This window comes from Streptomyces sp. NPDC101110, from assembly GCF_044759525.1.
Taxonomy (GTDB): domain Bacteria; phylum Actinomycetota; class Actinomycetes; order Streptomycetales; family Streptomycetaceae; genus Streptomyces.
Genome location: NZ_JBIVZM010000009.1, coordinates 143558 through 161325, shown reverse-complemented (window position 1 = coordinate 161325; position 17768 = coordinate 143558). Strand labels below are relative to the sequence as shown.

Annotated in this window: 19 protein-coding genes and 1 pseudogene; 12 read left to right on the top strand and 8 right to left on the bottom strand. The window is 72.5% G+C overall.

The window, feature by feature from the left end; all coding sequences use genetic code 11:
• The first annotated feature begins 71 nt into the window (after nucleotides 1–71).
• On the top strand, nucleotides 72–242 hold the full coding sequence (rpmF, locus tag ACIQU3_RS22205; protein WP_403927276.1) for a 50S ribosomal protein L32: 171 nt from the start codon (nucleotides 72–74) through the stop codon (nucleotides 240–242).
• Here the strand turns inward: rpmF and ACIQU3_RS22200 are convergent.
• Nucleotides 225–932, bottom strand: a complete 708-nt coding sequence (locus tag ACIQU3_RS22200) for a DNA polymerase beta superfamily protein (protein ID WP_403927273.1) — start codon at nucleotides 930–932, stop codon at nucleotides 225–227. The two genes, rpmF and ACIQU3_RS22200, sit on opposite strands and share 18 nt — an antisense overlap.
• A 133-nt stretch (nucleotides 933–1065) precedes the next feature.
• On the opposite strand from ACIQU3_RS22200, the gene ACIQU3_RS22195 reads away from it, so the two are divergent.
• Both ACIQU3_RS22195 and ACIQU3_RS22190 read left to right on the top strand, forming a co-directional pair.
• Nucleotides 1066–2052, top strand: coding sequence for an LLM class flavin-dependent oxidoreductase (locus ACIQU3_RS22195; RefSeq protein ID WP_403735811.1), 987 nt, complete (start codon nucleotides 1066–1068; stop codon nucleotides 2050–2052).
• An 11-nt stretch (nucleotides 2053–2063) separates the two neighbouring features.
• Nucleotides 2064–4408 (top strand): annotated as a pseudogene (locus ACIQU3_RS22190) (ATP-binding cassette domain-containing protein).
• Between the two features lie 160 nt (nucleotides 4409–4568).
• Here ACIQU3_RS22190 and ACIQU3_RS22185 read toward each other — a convergent pair.
• Both ACIQU3_RS22185 and ACIQU3_RS22180 read right to left on the bottom strand, forming a co-directional pair.
• Entirely contained in the window at nucleotides 4569–5384 is an 816-nt protein-coding gene (locus tag ACIQU3_RS22185) for a lysophospholipid acyltransferase family protein (RefSeq protein ID WP_403927271.1), read from the bottom strand.
• Nucleotides 5384–6151 (bottom strand): GNAT family N-acetyltransferase, encoded by a 768-nt coding sequence (locus ACIQU3_RS22180; RefSeq protein ID WP_403735823.1) that lies wholly within the window; start codon nucleotides 6149–6151, stop codon nucleotides 5384–5386. Before ACIQU3_RS22180 ends, ACIQU3_RS22185 begins: the two co-directional genes overlap by 1 nt.
• A gap of 215 nt (nucleotides 6152–6366) precedes the next feature.
• On the opposite strand from ACIQU3_RS22180, the gene gvpO reads away from it, so the two are divergent.
• From gvpO to ACIQU3_RS22140, 8 genes are read left to right on the top strand one after another with little or no spacing between them, the layout of a single operon-like run.
• The gene (gene gvpO, locus ACIQU3_RS22175; RefSeq protein WP_403735826.1) at nucleotides 6367–6690 is read left to right on the top strand and encodes a gas vesicle protein GvpO; all 324 of its coding nucleotides are present in this window, start codon (nucleotides 6367–6369) and stop codon (nucleotides 6688–6690) included.
• Between the two features lie 37 nt (nucleotides 6691–6727).
• Nucleotides 6728–7216, top strand: coding sequence for a gas vesicle structural protein GvpA (locus ACIQU3_RS22170; protein WP_403735829.1), 489 nt, complete (start codon nucleotides 6728–6730; stop codon nucleotides 7214–7216).
• Nucleotides 7213–7980 carry a GvpL/GvpF family gas vesicle protein gene (locus tag ACIQU3_RS22165; RefSeq protein ID WP_403736284.1) on the top strand — a complete coding sequence of 256 codons (768 nt, stop codon included), beginning with the start codon at nucleotides 7213–7215 and terminating at the stop codon, nucleotides 7978–7980. Before ACIQU3_RS22170 ends, ACIQU3_RS22165 begins: the two co-directional genes overlap by 4 nt.
• 4 nt (nucleotides 7981–7984) lie before the next feature.
• A complete protein-coding gene (locus ACIQU3_RS22160; RefSeq protein ID WP_403735831.1) occupies nucleotides 7985–8245 on the top strand; it encodes a gas vesicle protein GvpG in 261 nt (86 codons plus the stop codon).
• On the top strand, nucleotides 8242–8586 hold the full coding sequence (locus ACIQU3_RS22155) for a gas vesicle protein (protein WP_403735836.1): 345 nt from the start codon (nucleotides 8242–8244) through the stop codon (nucleotides 8584–8586). Before ACIQU3_RS22160 ends, ACIQU3_RS22155 begins: the two co-directional genes overlap by 4 nt.
• Nucleotides 8583–9431 carry a GvpL/GvpF family gas vesicle protein gene (locus ACIQU3_RS22150; RefSeq protein WP_403927268.1) on the top strand — a complete coding sequence of 283 codons (849 nt, stop codon included), beginning with the start codon at nucleotides 8583–8585 and terminating at the stop codon, nucleotides 9429–9431. Before ACIQU3_RS22155 ends, ACIQU3_RS22150 begins: the two co-directional genes overlap by 4 nt.
• Nucleotides 9428–9676 carry a gas vesicle protein gene (locus ACIQU3_RS22145; RefSeq protein ID WP_403735842.1) on the top strand — a complete coding sequence of 83 codons (249 nt, stop codon included), beginning with the start codon at nucleotides 9428–9430 and terminating at the stop codon, nucleotides 9674–9676. Before ACIQU3_RS22150 ends, ACIQU3_RS22145 begins: the two co-directional genes overlap by 4 nt.
• Complete coding sequence (locus tag ACIQU3_RS22140; RefSeq protein WP_403735845.1) at nucleotides 9673–9966, top strand: gas vesicle protein K; 294 nt, start codon at nucleotides 9673–9675, stop codon at nucleotides 9964–9966. The genes ACIQU3_RS22145 and ACIQU3_RS22140 overlap by 4 nt, the downstream gene beginning before the upstream one ends.
• A gap of 67 nt (nucleotides 9967–10033) precedes the next feature.
• On the opposite strand, the gene ACIQU3_RS22135 is transcribed toward ACIQU3_RS22140, so the two are convergent.
• The 3 genes from ACIQU3_RS22135 to ACIQU3_RS22125 are packed head-to-tail and all read right to left on the bottom strand — an operon-like array spanning nucleotide 10034 to nucleotide 13435.
• Nucleotides 10034–10780: a succinate dehydrogenase/fumarate reductase iron-sulfur subunit gene (locus ACIQU3_RS22135; protein WP_403927265.1), complete on the bottom strand. Its 747-nt coding sequence runs from the start codon at nucleotides 10778–10780 to the stop codon at nucleotides 10034–10036.
• Nucleotides 10777–12726: a fumarate reductase/succinate dehydrogenase flavoprotein subunit gene (locus ACIQU3_RS22130; RefSeq protein WP_403927263.1), complete on the bottom strand. Its 1950-nt coding sequence runs from the start codon at nucleotides 12724–12726 to the stop codon at nucleotides 10777–10779. The genes ACIQU3_RS22135 and ACIQU3_RS22130 overlap by 4 nt, the downstream gene beginning before the upstream one ends.
• 1 nt (nucleotide 12727) lies before the next feature.
• Nucleotides 12728–13435, bottom strand: a complete 708-nt coding sequence (locus ACIQU3_RS22125) for a succinate dehydrogenase (RefSeq protein WP_403735851.1) — start codon at nucleotides 13433–13435, stop codon at nucleotides 12728–12730.
• 82 nt (nucleotides 13436–13517) lie between these two features.
• Between ACIQU3_RS22125 and ACIQU3_RS22120 the strand changes: the two genes are divergently transcribed.
• Nucleotides 13518–14402, top strand: a complete 885-nt coding sequence (locus ACIQU3_RS22120; RefSeq protein WP_403927260.1) for a LysR family transcriptional regulator — start codon at nucleotides 13518–13520, stop codon at nucleotides 14400–14402.
• 102 nt (nucleotides 14403–14504) lie between these two features.
• Here ACIQU3_RS22120 and ACIQU3_RS22115 read toward each other — a convergent pair whose 3' ends face one another.
• Entirely contained in the window at nucleotides 14505–16649 is a 2145-nt protein-coding gene (locus ACIQU3_RS22115; protein ID WP_403927257.1) for a putative bifunctional diguanylate cyclase/phosphodiesterase, read from the bottom strand.
• Nucleotides 16646–17458 carry an SAM-dependent methyltransferase gene (locus ACIQU3_RS22110; RefSeq protein WP_403735862.1) on the bottom strand — a complete coding sequence of 271 codons (813 nt, stop codon included), beginning with the start codon at nucleotides 17456–17458 and terminating at the stop codon, nucleotides 16646–16648. The genes ACIQU3_RS22115 and ACIQU3_RS22110 overlap by 4 nt, the downstream gene beginning before the upstream one ends.
• Nucleotides 17459–17768: the final 310 nt, after the last annotated feature.

Sequence of the window (17768 nt, the reverse complement as noted above, 5' to 3'; positions counted from 1 at the left end):
GGGACGCTTGTTGTTAATGGGATCCATTTTCATGTAGCGTCTCGGTGCCCGACCACCGAGGAGGAGTCCCCATGGCCGTCCCGAAGCGGAAGACGTCCCGCAGCAACACCCGCCACCGCCGCGCCCAGTGGAAGGCGGTCACCCCGGCGCTGGTCCCGGTCACCGTGGACGGCGTCCGGCACCTCGTACCGCAGAACCTGGTGAAGGCGTACGAACGCGGCCTGCTACGCCCCGACGGCTGAACCCGCCCGGCCCCAGAAGCAGGCCCGGACCCGGCGCAACCAGGCCTCGACCCGCGCCTCGTCGGGTTCGTCCGGCAGCGCTGTGGGGCCCTTGTCGAACGCGGCCTCATAGTGTCCGAGCAGGGGCAGGGCGACCGACGGGTCGGCGGCGACGCGCTCGCCGAAGGCGTGGTACTCGTCCGGGTCCTCGACACGGATCGTCAACCGCCCGCTGGTGTACAGCTCCAGGCCCTGCGCGCACAGCCGTTTGAGGTGCCGGGCGTGCTTCGCGGTGCGCCGCCGGGTGTCGGCGGAGAACGAACCGTCGCCGCGCGCCTCCAGCCGACGGAACTGCTGGGTGGCGTAACCGAGGTAGGCGTCCCTGACGCGCTTGGCGCTCAGGAACGCCGTACGTATGCCGATGAGCTCGTCGCCGAGCGGGGTGCGGACCTCGTACAGGTCGTCCGGGAGCCACACCAGCTCCATCGCGGTCGGGTTGCCGCCGAGGGCCAGCCGGCACCACTTGGCAGCCTCGTGCAGGGTGCGGTCCGGCGCCGTGCTGACGTGTGACTCCTTCGGCCGGCGCAGACCGTGCAGCTCTTCGGTGGGCGCGGCGAAGAGGCCGAGACGGTCGATGTCGGAGCCGGGGCGCGCAAGGCCGTAGGCGGTCGATCCGACGATGCCGGAGAGCAGGACGTTGGGGACGGTCACGGTCGGCCGCCTTTCGCTACGGGGTACCGGAACAGTTTCCTGATCCGCCGGGGCCCGGTCACCCCCTTTTTCCCGGCGGTGGGCGGCACGGGGCGGCGGAATACCGGCGGCCCCGCCCGGCGTAGAACCGGGTATGGATTCCGTGCGTCTGTCCGTCCTCGACCGCTCCCGCACGCGCGAAGGGCACACCCACCCCGAGGCGCTGCGCGACACCGTGCGGCTCGCGCAGGAGCTGGAGCGGCTCGGCTACCACCGGTTCTGGGTCTCGGAGCACCACGGCGTGCCCGGGGTCGCGGGCTCCGCGCCGACCGTGCTGGCCGCCGCCGTGGCGGGCGCCACCCGGACGATCCGGGTCGGCACCGGCGGGGTGATGCTGCCCAACCACCGCCCCCTGGTCGTGGCCGAGCAGTTCGGCGTGCTGGAGTCGCTGTTCCCCGGGCGGATCGACATGGGCCTGGGCCGGTCGGTCGGTTTCACCGACGGAGTGCGCAGGGCCCTGGGCCGTGACAAGGGCGACGCCGACGATTTCGAAGCCCAGCTCGCCGAGCTGCTCGGCTGGTTCCGGGGCACCTCACCCACCGGGGTGCACGCCCGGCCCGCCGAGGGTCTGAGCGTGCCGCCGTTCGTCCTGGCCATGGGCGAGGGCGCCGGCGTCGCCGCCCGCGCGGGCTTGCCCATGGTCATCGGCGACCTCAGGAACCGCGAGAGGATGCGGCGCGGCATCGACGCGTACCGCGCGTCGTTCCGCCCCTCCCCCTGGGCCGCCGAACCCTACGTCGTCGTCTCGGGCACCGTCGCCGTGGCCGGCACCCCCGAGGAGGCCCGCCGGCTGCTGATCCCGGAGGCCTGGTCGATGGCGCACTCCCGCACCCACGGCACCTTCCCGCCGCTGCCACCCGCCGAGCGCGTGGCGGCGCTCACGATGACCGCCAAGGAGCGCGGCCGCTACGAGTCCGGCCTGACCGGCCACATCGCCGGTACCGAGGAACAGGTGGCGCACGAGTTGGAGACCCTGGTGAAGGAGACGGGCGCGCAGGAGGTTCTCGTCACCACCAGCACCCACGACCGTGAGGCCCTGCTGGACTCCTACCGGCGGCTGGCCGCGATCACCTCCGGTTAGAGTCGTCTGCCATGCACGACCGCGACCCCCATGACCCCTTCGTCCGTGTCCGCGGAGCCCGGGAGCACAACCTCCGGGGTGCCGACGTCGACATCCCCCGGAACGTACTGGCCGTGTTCACCGGCGTGTCCGGCTCGGGCAAGTCGTCGCTGGCGTTCGGCACGATCTACGCGGAGGCGCAGCGCCGCTACTTCGAGTCGGTGGCGCCGTACGCCCGCCGGCTGATCCACCAGGTCGGCGCGCCGAAGGTCGGGGAGATCACCGGTCTGCCGCCGGCCGTCTCGCTCCAGCAGCGCCGGGCGGCGCCCACCTCGCGCTCCTCCGTGGGCACGGTCACCAATCTCTCCAACTCCCTGCGCATGCTGTTCTCCCGGGCCGGCACCTACCCGCCCGGCGCCGAGCGGCTCGACTCCGACGCCTTCTCCCCCAACACGGCGGCGGGGGCCTGCCCGCAGTGCCACGGGCTCGGGCGGGTGCACCGCACGAGCGAGGAGCTGCTGGTCCCCGACCCTTCGCTGTCGATCAGGGACGGGGCGATCGCGGCGTGGCCGGGGGCCTGGCAGGGCAAGAACCTGCGGGACATCCTCGACGCGCTCGGCCACGACGTGGACCGGCCGTGGCGGGAGCTGCCCGCGGGTGAACGGGAGTGGATCCTGTTCACGGACGAGCAGCCGGTGGTCACCGTGCACCCGGTGCGGGACGCCGACCGGATCCAACGGCCTTACCAGGGCACGTACATGAGCGCCCACCGGTACGTGATGAAGACGTTCTCGGACTCCAGGAGCCCGACCCTGCGGGCCAAGGCCGAGCGGTTCCTCACCAGTGCGCCCTGTCCGGCGTGCGGGGGCAGCCGGCTGCGCCCGGAGGCCCTGGCGGTGACGTTCGGCGGCCGGACCATCGCCGAGCTGGCGGCGCTGCCGCTGGTGGAGCTGGCCGCCGGCCTCGACGCGACCTCGGAGGCCGCCCGGGTCCTCACCGACGACCTGAGGTCCCGTATCGCGCCGGTCGTCGAGCTGGGTCTCGGCTACCTCAGCCTCGACCGGCCGACCCCCACCCTCTCCGCGGGCGAACTGCAGCGCCTGCGGCTCGCCACCCAGCTGCGCTCGGGCCTGTTCGGCGTCGTCTACGTCCTCGACGAGCCGTCGGCCGGACTGCATCCGGCCGACACCGAGGCGCTGCTCACGGTGCTGGAGCGGCTGAAGTCGTCCGGGAACTCGGTGTTCGTCGTGGAGCACCACCTGGACGTGGTGCGCGGCGCCGACTGGCTGGTCGACGTCGGCCCGGGCGCGGGCGAGCACGGCGGGCGGGTGCTGCACAGCGGCCCGGTGGCCGGGCTGGCGGACGTCGAGGAGTCGGCGACGGCCCGGTACCTGTTCGGCCACTCCGCCGCCCCGGCCCGGGGGGTCCGCGAGGCGACCGGCCGGCTGAGGACCGGCCCGATCACGCGGCACAACCTGCGCGGGGTGACGGCGGAGTTCCCGCTCGGCGTGTTCACCGCGGTCACCGGGGTGTCCGGCTCCGGCAAGTCGACGCTGATCGGCGAGATCACCGAGGAGTCGGCGGGGGTGGGCCGGCTCGTCTCGGTCGACCAGAAGCCGATCGGCCGCACCCCGCGGTCGAACCTCGCGACCTACACGGGTCTCTTCGACGTCGTGCGCAAGGTGTTCGCGGCGACCGACGGGGCACGCGCACGCGGTTTCGGCTCGGGCGGTTCTCCTTCAACGTGGCGGGCGGGCGCTGCGAGACCTGCCAGGGCGAGGGGTTCGTCAGCGTGGAGCTGCTGTTCCTGCCGAGCACGTACGCACCGTGCCCGGACTGCGGCGGGGCGCGTTACAACCCGCCGACGCTGGAGGTGACCTACCGGGGGCGGAACATCGCGCAGGTGCTGGATCTGACGGTGGAGGGCGCGGCGGAGTTCTTCGCGGACACCCCGGCCGTGGCCCGAAGCCTCGCCACCCTGCTCGACGTCGGCCTGGGCTACCTGCGTCTCGGCCAGCCCGCGACCGAGCTCTCCGGCGGCGAGGCCCAGCGCATCAAGCTGGCGAGCGAACTGCAGCGCGGCCGGCGCGGTCACACGCTCTACCTTCTCGACGAGCCGACGACCGGCCTGCACCCGGCCGACGTGGACGTCCTGATGCGCCAGTTGCACGGCCTCGTGGACGCCGGGCACACCGTGGTCGTCGTCGAGCACGACATGTCCGTCGTCGCGGGCGCGGACTGGGTGATCGACCTGGGCCCCGGCGGCGGCGAGGCGGGCGGCCGCATCGTGGCGGCGGGCCCGCCGGCCGACGTCGCACGCTCGGCCGACAGCCGGACGGCCCCGTATCTGGCGCGCGCCCTGTCCGGGTCCCGCTGAGACCGGGAGCGCGCCCGCCCACCGGAACCGGCCGGGGGGCCGGGGACCGGCCGAGGGCACGCCGTCAGCCGAGGGCACGAGGCCGACCGAGGGCACGCCGTCAGCCGAGGGCCGGGGACCGGCCGGAGGCGCGGGAGCGCCTGCGCGCGCCGGGGACCGGCTATGCCACCAGCGCGCTGTGTGTCCACGACGGTGCCGTCGTCTCCGGTGGCTGGGCGGCGCGTGCCAGGGCGCGGCGGTCCATGCCGCTGTCCGGCGGTATCGGGTCCCGGACCTCGACCTCGGCGACCAGGCCGCGGGCCGTCGCCACCCGCCACAGGGAGGCCGGCAGGGTGTCCGCGCCGACGTAGGCGGGCACCGTGGTGGTCGTGCCGTCCCCGAGCCGGTATCGGAGCAGGACCGGCTGGACCGGCACCCCGGCGTCCAGGGCGGCCTGGAAGACGGCCCGGCGGAAGGTGCCCTGGGCCCGGCCGCACCAGGTGCTGCCCTCGGGGAAGGCCGCGACCGCGGTGCCCCGGCGCAGTGCCCCGGCGATCCGGGCGACGGTGTCCGGGAGGGCCCGCAGCCGGTCCCGTTCGATGAACAGGGTTCCGCCGCGCGCGGCCAGCGCGCCGGCGACGGGCCAGCTGCGCACCTCGGTCTTGGCCAGCATCCGGGCGGGGCGTACGGCGGCGAGCAGCGGTACGTCCAGCCAGGAGATGTGGTTGGCGACCAGCAGCACTCCCCCGGTGGGGGCGGCGGCGCCGGTGACACGGACCCGGACACCGGCGGCCCGCACGATCCACCGGCACCAGCGCCCGACCAGCGACGCCGGTATCCGGGCCCCGAAGGGCGTCAGCGCGATCCCCGCGAGCAGGAGCAGGACGACCGCGCCGAGCCGCAGCACGGCACGCGGTACGTCCCGCGCCCGCACGGCCGCCGGTGCCCGGACACAGGCCTCGGGCGTGCAGGGTGCGGTGGGCAGCCAGGCGCTCATCAGGCCGGTGCGAGGGACAGGAAGTGCCGCAGGTAACGCCCGTTGACGCGGTTCATCGGCAGCAGCACGTACAGGTCGGCGACGCCGAAGTCCGGGTCGTGGGCCGGGGCGCCGCACACCCAGGCGCCGAGGCGCAGATAGCCGCGCAGCAGGGCGGGCAGTTCGACGCGGGCGGCCGGTGCGGGACCCGGTGTCCACGGCAGCAGCGGCCGCACCCGGAACTCCTCCGGCGAGAGGTGCCTCGCGCTCACCCGCTCCCAGGTGGCGGACGCGAGGCCGCCGCCGTCGGCGAGCGGCACGGAGCAGCAGCCGGCGAGCCACTCGTGGCCGCCGTCGACCATGTAGCGGGCGATGCCTGCCCAGATGAGGCTGATGACCGCGCCGTCGCGGTGGCCGGGGTGCACGCAGGAGCGGCCGACCTCGACGAGCTGCGGCCGGATCCCGTCGAGCGCGGTCAGATCGAACTCGCCCTCGGAGTACAGCCGCCCGGCGACCGCCGCGCGCTCCGGCGGCAGCAGCCGGTAGGTGCCGACCACCTGGCCGCTCGCCTCCTCCCGTACGAGCAGGTGGTCGCAGTACGCGTCGAACGCGTCGGCGTCGAGGCCCGGCTGCGGGCCGGCCAGCGATGCGCCCATCTCTCCGGCGAAGACGTCGTGCCGCAGTCGCTGGGCGGCACGCACGTCCTCCTCGTTCCGGGCGAGGGCGACGGTGTAGCGGGTGGGGGCCGTGGGCTGCGCGGGTCGGTCGGCGGTCAGTACGCCGGTCATGGCACTCTCCTGGTCACGGTCCGGTCGGTGAGCGGTGCGGGGCGCTGAGCGGTGTCGTGCGGTCGTACGCCTCTGTTCTTCCGACGCGGCTGACCTTCGCGTGTCATGTGCAGAGAGAACGGGTGTGAGGTTGCTGAACGGCTCGCGCCCGGGGCGCGGCCCGGATGGCGTAGCTGGAGACGCGCCCGCCGGACGGTGCGGCCAGAGTGAGCTGCATGACAGAAGCCGGAGCCGGCGGGCGACGAGGTGGCTCGGCCCCCTCCACCAAGCGGCGACGTCCCGTGCGCGGAGCCGGGGAGGCGGGCCGGCGGGCCGCCGAGGAGCTGACGGAGCTGATCCGCCACCGCCTCGAAGGGGTGTCCGCGGTGTGCCGGGGCGAGGACGACGGCTGGGTCGTCGACGTCGACGTGCTCGAACTGGCCCGCATCCCCGACACCACGAGTCTGCTCGCGACGTACCGGGTGGAACTGGACGCGACGGGCGAGCTGGTGCAGTACCGCCGGGTCGCGCGCTTCCGGCGCGGCGCCCAGGACCAGTGACCGGACCGTCGCAACCGCCCACCGGAAGGACCGCCGCATGACCGTCTACAGCGACGAGATCGTCTGTGCGCCCCGCGCCGGAACCCTCTACGACGTGCTGGAGCTGATCCTCGACCGCGGCATGGTGATCGACGTCTTCGTGCGCGTCTCCCTGGTCGGGATCGAGATCCTCAAGGTCGACGCCCGCATCGTGGTCGCCAGTGTCGACACCTATCTGCGCTTCGCGGAGGCGTGCAACCGCCTGGACCTCGAGCACGACTCGCGGTCCAAGACCGTCCCCGAGCTGTTCGGCGGACCGGTGGCCAGGACCGTCGGCAAGGCGGGCGCCAAACGCACGGCCCGCTCGCTCACCGACAAGGTGCGCGACGTGCTCACCCCGGACGACGAGAGCGAAGAAGAACCGGACGACACCGCAGCCGACGACGCCGACGGCACCCGCAGCGAGCGCGCCGCGCGGCCGGCGCGCAAGCGCCGCGGTGACGACGACCGCCCGCGGCCCCGGCGCCGCAGGGCAGAGGAGGACTGACCGTGACGGCCACCGCCGCCCTCACCACCGCCGGCACGCTCGGCACCCTGTACGTCTACGGCATCGCCCCCGCGGGCATCCGGCCCCCGCGCGCTCCCGGAGTGGACGGCGCGCAGGTGCGGCTGCTGACCGAGGGCGGGCTGTGCGCGGCGGTCTCGGACGCCCCGGCCTCCGTCCGGGCGCGACGACGCGACCTGATGGCCCATCAGGCGGTGCTCGGGGAACTCCTCGTCCAGGGCCCCGTCCTGCCCATGCGCTTCGCCGTCCTCACCCCGGACGCGCAGGCGCTGTGCGGCCAACTGCGTTCCGAACAAACCCACTTGGCGGCCCAGCTCGACGCGGTCCGGGACTGTGTCGAGCTGAACGTGAAGGGCACCGTGGTGCCCGGGTACTTCGCCGACCTCGTGCGCCGGGACGAGGCTCTGCGCGCCCTGGCCCGCCGGACCCGCGAGCGTCCCGGTTACGAGGCGAACGTGCGGCTGGGCGAGGCGCTCGCCAAGGGCGTCGCGCGCGAGGCCCGCGGCGCGGCCCGGGAGGTGCTCGCCCGCCTGGCCCCGCTCGCCGTGCGCACGGTGCAGGGGCCGGTCGACGACGAGCAGGTGCTCAGCACGTCGTTCCTGGTGCACTCCGCCGACGAGGAGCGTTTCCGGCAGGCCGTGGCGGAGCGGGCACGCGTCGTCGGGGACCGGCTGACGCTCGGCGTGACCGGTCCGCTGCCGTGCTACAGCTTCGTCGACGCGCCGTCCGCCCCGGCAGGCCGGTGACGCGGTGGGACTCGTGAGCGGGCTCCTGCTGCTGCCGCTGGCCCCGGTGCGCGGCACGCTCTGGGTCGCCGACCACCTGCTCCGGGAGGCCGAACGCCAGATGGACGACCCCCGTGCGGTGCAGGCCCGGCTCGCGGCACTCAACCGGGCCCTGGAGGAGGGCGCCATCGACGAGGCGGCCTTCGAGGAAGAGGAGGAACGCTTGCTGGCACGCCTCGACAGCCCTGTCCGGTACACCGGCCACCACCGCGGGGGCGCCTCGTGACCGACCTCGGCACCTGGCCCGCGGGACCGGGAGGGCTGCCTGCCGGGCCGCCCAGCGGGAGCCTCGCGGATCTGCTCGAACGCGTTCTGGACAAGGGCATCGTCATCGCGGGCGACATCAAGATCGACCTGCTCGACATCGAGCTGCTCACCATCCGTCTGCGCCTGTTCATCGCCTCGGTCGAGACCGCCAAGAAGGCGGGCATCGACTGGTGGGAGACGGATCCCGCGCTGTCCTCACGCGCCGCGCGTGACGCGCTCGGCGAGGAGAACGCGCGGCTGCGCGCCCGGCTGGAGGCCCTGGGAGAGGCCGACCCCGACACCACGGAGGCGACGCGATGAGCGCCCTGTTCGCGAGCCGGAGTGACGCGGCGCCGCCGGATGGGCCCGGCCCCACCCTCACCTGCGTCTTCGCCGTGACGGACACCCCGGTGCCGGACGCGGTGTGCGCGGCGACGCCGGGCCACGACGGCGGCGGTCCGCTGCGTGTCCTCGCCGCCGGCCCGCTGCACCTGGTCGTGCAGGACGTTCCCGCGGCGACCTTCGGCGAGGAGGCGCTGACGGATCGGCTCAACCGGCCGGACGAGCTGGAGCGCTGCGCCCGTGCCCACCACCGGGGAGTGCGGGCGGCGGCGGGCGAGGGCCCGGCCGTTCCCCTCCCGATGGCGACGCTGTACCTGGACGACGACAACGCGGTACGGGCCGTGACCGCCCGGGAGGCATCGCTGCGGGCCCTGCTCGACCGGCTGCGCGACCGCACCGAGTGGGCGGTGAAGGTGCACGGCCCGATGACCGCGCCGGCCCCCGCAGCCACCGGCGAACCGCTCGACGGGCGCTCGTACCTGCGGCGGGCGAGCGCCCGGCGGCGCAGCGAACGCGAGGAGCGCGAACAGGCCCTGGCGCACGCCCACGCCGTCGACCGGGAGCTGCGGCGGTACGCCGTCGACGCGACCCGGCACCGGCCGCAGAGCGAGCAGCTGAGCGGCCTCGGCGTCCCCCAGCTCCTCAACGCCGCCTACCTGGTCGACGACCGGCGCCGCGACGCGTTCGTCTCGGCCGTCGGCGAACTGGCCCGCGCCGCCCGGCGGTCCGGTGTGGAGGTCACCATGTCAGGGCCCTGGATCCCGTACTCCTTCGCCCGGACGGACGAGAGGGAGTACACCGCGCGGAAGGAGGCCGGCGCATGACCGCACCGGTCGCCGGCGGTGCCGAGCGCACGGCGGTGCCCTGGGACGGCCCGGACCCGTACGCGCCCGTCGGGGTGCCGCTCGTCGACCTGCTCGACCGGGTGCTGGCGACCGGCGTCGTGGTCAGCGGTGACCTGGTGCTGGCCATCGCCGACGTGCCGTTGGTGCGGATCTCCCTGCACGCTCTGCTGGCGTCGGTCAGCGAGCGGGTTCCCGCGCCCTGGCCGGACAGCGGGCCGCTGTGACCGCGCCGCGCACCCACGCGCTGGACCTCGACCCCGAGCGGGTCACGAACGACCTGGCGGGCCTGGTCCTGACCGTGGTGGAACTCCTGCGGCAGCTGATGGAACGGCAGGCGGTGCGCCGTTTCGACGAGGGGACGCTCAGTGCCGAGCAGGAGGACCGGCTCGGCACCGCGCTGATGCTGCTGGATCAGCGCATGGACGAACTCTGCGCCCAGCACGGCCTGCGCCGCAGCGACCTCAACCTGGACCTGGGCCCCCTGGGCCCCCTCCTGGCCGATCCCGGCGTGTGACGACGCCCAGCAACGGGCGCGGGGAACTGCGCGACCGGCCCCGACGCACCCGCAGCCGCCGAAGCCCCTACCGCTTCACCTTCCGCGCAGCCCGCAACCACTCCTTGTTCATGCTGGTGATGGACATCAGCGGAATGCCCTTCGGGCAGGCCGTGGCGCACTCGCCCGCGAGCGTGCACCCCCCGAACCCTTCCTCGTCCATCTGCTCCACCATGTCCAGCACACGGGTCTCCCGCTCGGGCGCCCCCTGCGGCAGCACGTTCAGATGGTTGACCTTGGCGGACGTGAACAGCATCGCCGCCCCGTTGGGACAGGCCGCCACGCACGCCCCGCAGCCGATGCACTCGGCGTGCTCGAAGGCGAGGTCGGCGTCCGGCTTCGGCACCGGCGTGGCGTGCGCCTCGGGCGCCGCCCCCGTCGGCGCGGTGATGTACCCGCCGGCCTGGATGATCCGGTCGAACGCCGACCGGTCCACGACCAGGTCCTTGATCACCGGGAACGCCGACGCCCGCCACGGCTCCACGTCGATCGTGTCGCCGTCCTTGAAGGAGCGCATGTGCAACTGGCAGGTCGTGGTCCGCTCGGGCCCGTGCGCGTCGCCGTTGATGACGAGCGAACACGCACCGCAGATGCCCTCGCGGCAGTCGTGGTCGAAGGCGACGGGGTCCTCGCCCTTGACGATGAGTTCCTCGTTGAGCGTGTCGAGCATCTCCAGGAAGGACATGTCGGGAGAGATCCCGTCCACCTCGTACGTGGACATCGTGCCGTCGGCGTCGGCGTTGCGCTGCCGCCAGACGCGCAGGGTGAGCTTCATGCGTAGCTCCGCTGGGTGGGGTGGACGTACTCGAAGACCAGGTCTTCCTTGTGCAGGACGGGAGCAGCGCCGGTGCCGGTGAACTCCCAGGCGGCGGCGTAGGAGAACTCCGCGTCCTTGCGGGCGGCCTCGCCGTCGGGTGTCTGGGACTCCTCACGGAAATGGCCGCCGCAGGACTCCTCGCGGTGCAGTGCGTCGAGGCACATCAGCTCGGCGAGCTCCAGATAGTCGACGATGCGGTTGGCCTTCTCCAGCGACTGGTTGAACTCCTCGCCGGTGCCGGGCACCTTGATCCGCCGCCAGAACTCCTCACGGATCTGTGGGATGCGCTCCAGTGCCTTGCGCAGGCCGGAGTCGGTGCGGGCCATGCCGCAGAACTCCCACATGAGTTCGCCGACTTCGCGGTGGAAGGAGTCGGGGGTGCGGTCGCCGTCCACGGACAGCAGCAGGTTGAGCCGGTCCTGGGTGTCGGCCAGCACCTCCTGGACGACGGGGTGTTCGTCGGTCACCGCGTCATGGTGCGGGTTGCGGGCCAGGTAGTCGTTGATGGTGGAGGGCAGGACGAAGTAGCCGTCCGCGAGTCCCTGCATGAGCGCGGAGGCGCCGAGCCGGTTGGCGCCGTGGTCGGAGAAGTTGGCCTCGCCGATCGCGAACAGGCCGGGGATCGTGGTCTGGAGGTCGTAGTCGACCCACAGACCGCCCATCGTGTAGTGCACGGCGGGGTAGATCCGCATCGGCACCTCGTACGGATCCTCGTCGGTGATCCGCTGGTACATGTCGAAGAGGTTGCCGTACTTGGCTTCGACGGCCTTGCGCCCCATCCGCTCGATGGCGTCGGCGAAGTCGAGGTAGACGCCCTGCCCGCCGGGGCCCACTCCCCTGCCCTCGTCGCAGACGTTCTTCGCGGCGCGGGAGGCGATGTCGCGCGGGACGAGGTTGCCGAACGACGGGTAGATGCGCTCCAGGTAGTAGTCGCGCTCGTCCTCGGGGATCTCGTTCGGGGGCCGCCGGTCGCCCTTCGCCTTCGGCACCCAGATCCGCCCGTCGTTGCGCAGCGACTCGCTCATCAGCGTCAGCTTGGACTGGTGGTCGCCGGTGCGCGGGATGCAGGTGGGGTGGATCTGGGTGAAGCACGGGTTGGCGAAGTACGCGCCGCGCCGGTGGGCTCTCCAGACGGCGGTGGCGTTGGAGTTCATGGCATTCGTCGACAGGTAGAAGACGTTGCCGTAGCCGCCGGAGGCGAGGACGACGGCGTCCGCGAAGTACGTGTCGATCCGTCCCGTGACCAGGTCCCGGGCGACGATCCCGCGCGCCCGCCCGTCGACGACGATCAGGTCGAGCATCTCGGTGCGCGGGTGCATCTCGACGTTCCCCGCGGCGATCTGCCGGCTGAGCGCCTGGTACGCGCCGAGCAGCAGCTGCTGTCCCGTCTGGCCGCGGGCGTAGAACGTGCGGGACACCTGCACGCCGCCGAACGACCGGGTGTCGAGCAGTCCGCCGTACTCCCGGGCGAAGGGCACGCCCTGGGCCACGCACTGGTCGATGATCTCCACGGAGATCTGTGCCAGCCGGTGGACGTTTGACTCGCGGGCCCGGAAGTCACCGCCCTTGACGGTGTCGTAGAACAGCCGGTGGACGGAGTCGCCGTCGTTGCGGTAGTTCTTCGCGGCGTTGATGCCGCCCTGCGCGGCGATCGAGTGGGCGCGGCGCGGCGAGTCCTGGTAACAGAACTGAACGACGTGGTAGCCCTGTTCGGCGAGGGTGGCTCCGGCGGAGCCGCCGGCGAGGCCGGTGCCCACGACGATCACCGTGTGCTTGCGCCGGTTGGCGGGGTTGACCAGCCTGGCTTCGAACCGGCGCTTGTCCCACCGCTCGTGGACCGGGCCGGCGGGCGCCTTGGCGTCGACGACCGGCTCGCCGGTCACGTAGTCCGCGTAGGAGGTCATGTCAGCTCACCACTCCGGTCATGACGGCCACGGGTACGGCGATGAAGCCGGCCGTGAGCAGCAGCGCGAGGACGTTCGCAAGGGTTTTCAGGGCGCGGTCGCGGGTGCGGCTGCCGACGCCGAGGGTCTGCGCGGCGCTCCAGAAGCCGTGCCGGACGTGCAGACCCAGCGCCAGCATCGCGACGACGTAGACGACGTTGCCGTACCAGGAGGAGAACGTGCCCACGACGTTCTGGTACGGGCGGCCCTCCTGGAAGCCGCCGGTGTGCACGGTGCCGGTCGTCAGGTCGAGGATGTGCCAGACGATGAACAGGCCGAGGATGATCCCGCCCCAGCGCATGGTGCGCGTGGCGTAGCTCGCCCGCGGCTTCTTGTGCACGTACTTGCCGGGCCGGGCTCTGATGTCGCGGCGGCTGAGCTGGTACGCCGAGACGGCGTGCGCGACGACGGCGACGACCAGTACTACGCGGACGAGCCAGAGCGTCCACTCGTAGTGCATGAACGGCTCACCGACGGTGCGCAGCCAGTGGGCGTAGTGGTTGAACTCGTCCGCCCCGAAGAAGATCTTCAGGTTCCCGATCATGTGGACGACCAGGTACAGCAGCATGATCAGACCGCTGACCGCCATCACGGTCTTCTTGCCGACGGTGGAGTCCCACACGGTGCGTGCGAAGGACGGCCGCCGGTCCGTCCGCGTTGCCAGAGCCATGCACAGCACGCTACGGACGCGATACCGATCGGTCCAAGACATGGTCCGGCTTGATTCCATAGGCCAGGGCTATCGTGGGAGCATGCAGTTCCAGCAGCTCCAGTACTTCGTGGCCGTCGCCGAGACCCGGCACTTCACCCGAGCCGCCGACCTGGTCCATGTCGCGCAGCCGTCGCTGTCGCAGCAGATCAAGGCGCTGGAGCGGGAGCTGGGCGCGGACCTGTTCCTGCGCGCCCGGGGCAACATCACGCTCACGGACGCCGGGGAGGCGCTCCTGCCGCTGGCCCGCCGCATCCTGGCCGACGCGGACACGGCCCGGCACGAGGTGCAGGAGCTGGTGCAGCTGCGCCGGGGCCGGATCCGGCTGGGGGCCACGCCCAGCCTCTGCACGGGTCTGCTTCCGGACGTCCTGCGGGCCTTCCACGACCGCTATCCCGGCATCCGGCTGCTGATCGAGGAGGGCGGCTCGCACGACCTGGTGCGGGAGCTCGCGCGCGGAGCGCTGGACCTGGCGCTGGTGGTCCTGCCGCTGCCGACCCCGTCGCCCGCGCTCACGACGGTGGAACTGCTGCGTGAGGACCTGGTCGTGGTCTCGTCCCCGGACGTACCGCGTCCCGGCCAGGGCCGCCGGGCGGTGCGCATCTCCGATCTGGAGGGCGAGCGCCTGGTGATGTTCCGGCACGGCTACGACCTGCGAGAGCTGACCGCGGCCGCGTGCCGCGCGGAAGGGTTCGAACCCGACTTCGCCGTGGAGGGCGGGGAGATGGATGCGGTGCTGGGATTCGCGCGGGCCGGGCTGGGGGTCGCCGTGGTGCCGCGGATGGTCGCGGCGAGATCGGGGCGCGGGCTGCGGGTGACTCCGCTGGCCCGCCCCGGACTGCATCGCACGATCGCGCTGGCGCACCGCAGTGATGTGGCTCCGCCCCGGGCCGCCCGGGAGTTGCAGCGGATGCTGCTCGAGCGGTGAGCCGGTCGGTGCCGTGAGCGCCGTGGAGTGTGGGCGCCGTGCGGGGGTGCGGGGCCGTCGTGGCCGTTCGCGCGGTTCCCCGCGCCCCCGGGGCGTTGCCCCCTAGCCTGTTGCGTCCACCAGTGCCAGCTCGTGCAGCCGTTCCGGCGGGCCCGGCCTCGCGTAGTACCAGCCCTGGGCCGTGTCGCAGCCGAGTATGCGCAGTTGTTCGGCCTGGGCGCCCGTCTCCACGCCTTCCACCGTCACCGCCAGGTCCAGGCTGTGGGCCAGGGAGACGATCCCCTCGACGATCTTCAGGTCGACCGGGTCGGCCGGGAACTGCTGCATGCTCTGTGTGAAGGACCGGTCCAGCTTCAGGATGCTGACCGGCAGCCGCCGCAGGTTGGCGAGGTTGGAGTACCCCGTACCGAAGTCGTCCAGGGCGATGTCGACGCCCATCTCCGCCAGCCTCCGCAGCGGCTTGAGCAGATCGTCGTCGGCCCCGATCAGCGCCGACTCGGTGACCTCAAGACACAGCGCGTTCGGCTCGACGCCGGTGCGCTCCAGGATGTCGACGGTGTCCTGCACCAGACCGGGATGCGTCAACTGGCACGGCGACAGGTTCACGTTGATCCGCAGCGGACCCACCACTTCGGCGCCGCCCTGCAGTTCCCGCCACTCGCGGGCCTGACGCACCGACTGCTCCAGCACCCACCGGCCCAGCGGCACGATGAGTCCGGTGTGCTCCGCGAGCGGGATGAACCGGTCCGGACCGAGCACCCCGTGCTGCGGGTGCAGCCAGCGCACCAGGGCCTCGGCGCCCCGGACGCTGCCGTCGCCGAGGTGCACCAGCGGCTGGTACTCGATGAAGAACTCGCCACGCTCCAGCGCCGTCGGCAGCGCCGTGGTCAGTCCGTGCCGGGTGATGGCCCGGGCGTCCGCCTCCGGGTCGGCGAGCTCGAAACGGTTGCCGCCCGCCGACTTGGCCCGGTACATGGTGATGTCCGCGCTGCGCAGCACCTCCGCCGGACTGCGTTCCCCGGCGGGTCCCTCGACGATGCCGATGCTGCCGCGCACGGTCAGCTCCCGCCCGTCCACGCTGATCGGCGCCAGCAGCGCGTTCATGATGCGCCCGGCGAGTTCGTCGACGCCACGCTGGGTGTCGGGCCCGGTGGTCAGCGCCACGAACTCGTCACCGCCGAGCCGCGCGACCATCTCCCCCGGTGCCGTGGCGCAGGACTGCAGCCGGTCGGCGACCTCCACCAGCAGCCGGTCCCCGGCGGCGTGACCGAGGCTGTCGTTGATGGTCTTGAAGCCGTCGAGGTCCAGGTAGCACAGCCCGAACCGCTGGCCTTCCCCCGCGCCGAGCGCCTTCTCCAGGCGTTCGAAGAAGAACGTCCGGTTCGGCAGCCCGGTCAGCGCGTCGTGCGTGGCCTCGTAGCGCAGCCGCAGGTTGAGCAGCCGCCGCTCGGTGGTGTCCTCCATGAGCGCCAGCTGGTACTGCGGGTCGCCGTCGGCGTCGCGCAGCAGGGAGACCGTCAGATTGGTCCACAGCACCGTCCCGTCGGGGCGGTAGAACGCCTTCTCCAGGTGGTAGTGCTCCCGCTCGCCGCGGACGAGCTCGTCGTAGAGCCGCCAGGTCTGCGGGGCGTCGTCGGGGTGGGTCCACTCCCGGACGTTGCGGCTGCGAAGCGTCTGGTCGGAGACCCCGAACATGCGCAGCAGCGCGCCGTTGACCTGCAGTATGTTGCCGTCGAGGTCGGCCATGCCGATCCCTATGGCAGCGCCTTCGAAGACGGCGCGGAAACGTGCCTCGCTCGCGTGCAGTGCCTGAGCCACCACGCCCTGCGCCTTGAGGGCGGCCTGCGCGACGGCCTCCTGCTCGGCCAGGGTCCGCTCGCGCAGCGCCCGGGCGAAGCCGGCCGCCATCGCGTGCTGGAGCCGCGCGCACCGGGCCCGCAGATCCTCCTGGTCGCCGTCGCCCCCGCAGTACAGGACCAGGTAGGCGTCGACGCAGTCCAGGGTGCGGCTGAGCGCCTCCGGGTCGGTGCAGTGCACGTCCACCAGGGCGGCGCCGACCGCCCGGCCCGCCTCGGGGTCGAAAGCCCGGGCCCGCAGCGCCTCGCTCAGCCGCCGGGCCTGGGGCAGCAGTTGAGCCTCGAACTCGGGGCGGGTCGACGACGTCGAGGTGACGGGGAAGACGGCCCGGCTCCAGATCGTCGCGAACCGGCGCAGTCTGTCCTCCGGCCCGTCCGGTTCCGCGGTCACGCGGTACGCCCCACGCCCGCGAACCCGGAGAACGCGTACGGATCCTCGTCCTCCGGTGCGGTGTCGGGGCGCCAGCGCGGCATCGCCACCAGTCCGGGTTCCACCATGTCGTACCCCTCGAAGAACCGCGCGATCTCCTCGCGCGAGCGCATGATCAGCGGGTTGCGGATGTTCTTGTACACGTCCACCGCGCCCCCGGCCCGCTCCTGCGGCAGCGGCACCCCCTCGTAGGAGGCGTGGGTCAGCACGAGCAGGCTGCCGGGGGCGAGTGCTTCGCCCAGTTCGGCCACCGCCCCGTACGGGTCGTCCTCGTCCTCCACGAAGTGCAGTATGGCAACGAGGAGCAGCGCCACCGGCCGATCGAGGTCGATCAGCCGCTCCACCTCGGGGCTGCGCAGGATCTCCTGGGGTTTGCACAGGTCCGCGGCGACGACGCCCGCGTCCTCGTTGCCCTCCAGGACCGCCTGGCTGTGCGCGACGGCCACCGGGTCGTGGTCGACGTAGACCACCCGGGCCCCGGGCCGGGCGGTCTGCGCCACCTCGTGGACGTTGCCGAAGGTGGGGATGCCGGAGCCTATGTCGAGGAACTGGGAGATCCCCTGGTCGACCGCGTGACGCACGGCGCGGCGCATGAACGCGCGGTTCGCCTGCATGATCTTGGGAAGCCCCGGCATGAACTCCATGGCCCTGCGGGCCGCTTCCCGGTCGACCTCGAAGTTGTGCGATCCGCCCAGGTAGTAGTCGTACATCCGGGAAACACTGGGCACCGAGACGTCGATGCTCCGTGGGGCCCAGGCGGGACGCTCCATCAATCTCTCCAAGGCGTAGGCGATCCGGTGTTCGAGCAGAGGCTACTGATCGCCCGCCAATGGAGCGACCCGAAACGGAAATTGACCATCCGTTCCCGGTCACTGCCTGCGGCACGTGCCGAATTGATACCCCTGCCCATGCCCTTCGAACATATGACGAACAGTGTCCGAGGCATTCCGGAGAGTTCCGGCGCGGAAGGGGAAGAACGTTCGGAATTCGATGACTTCAGGTGAAGAACGGCAAAACGGTCCGCCCCTCCGTGGGGTACGGAGGGGCGGACCGGGTCTGCGCTTCGGGTGGACGAGATGA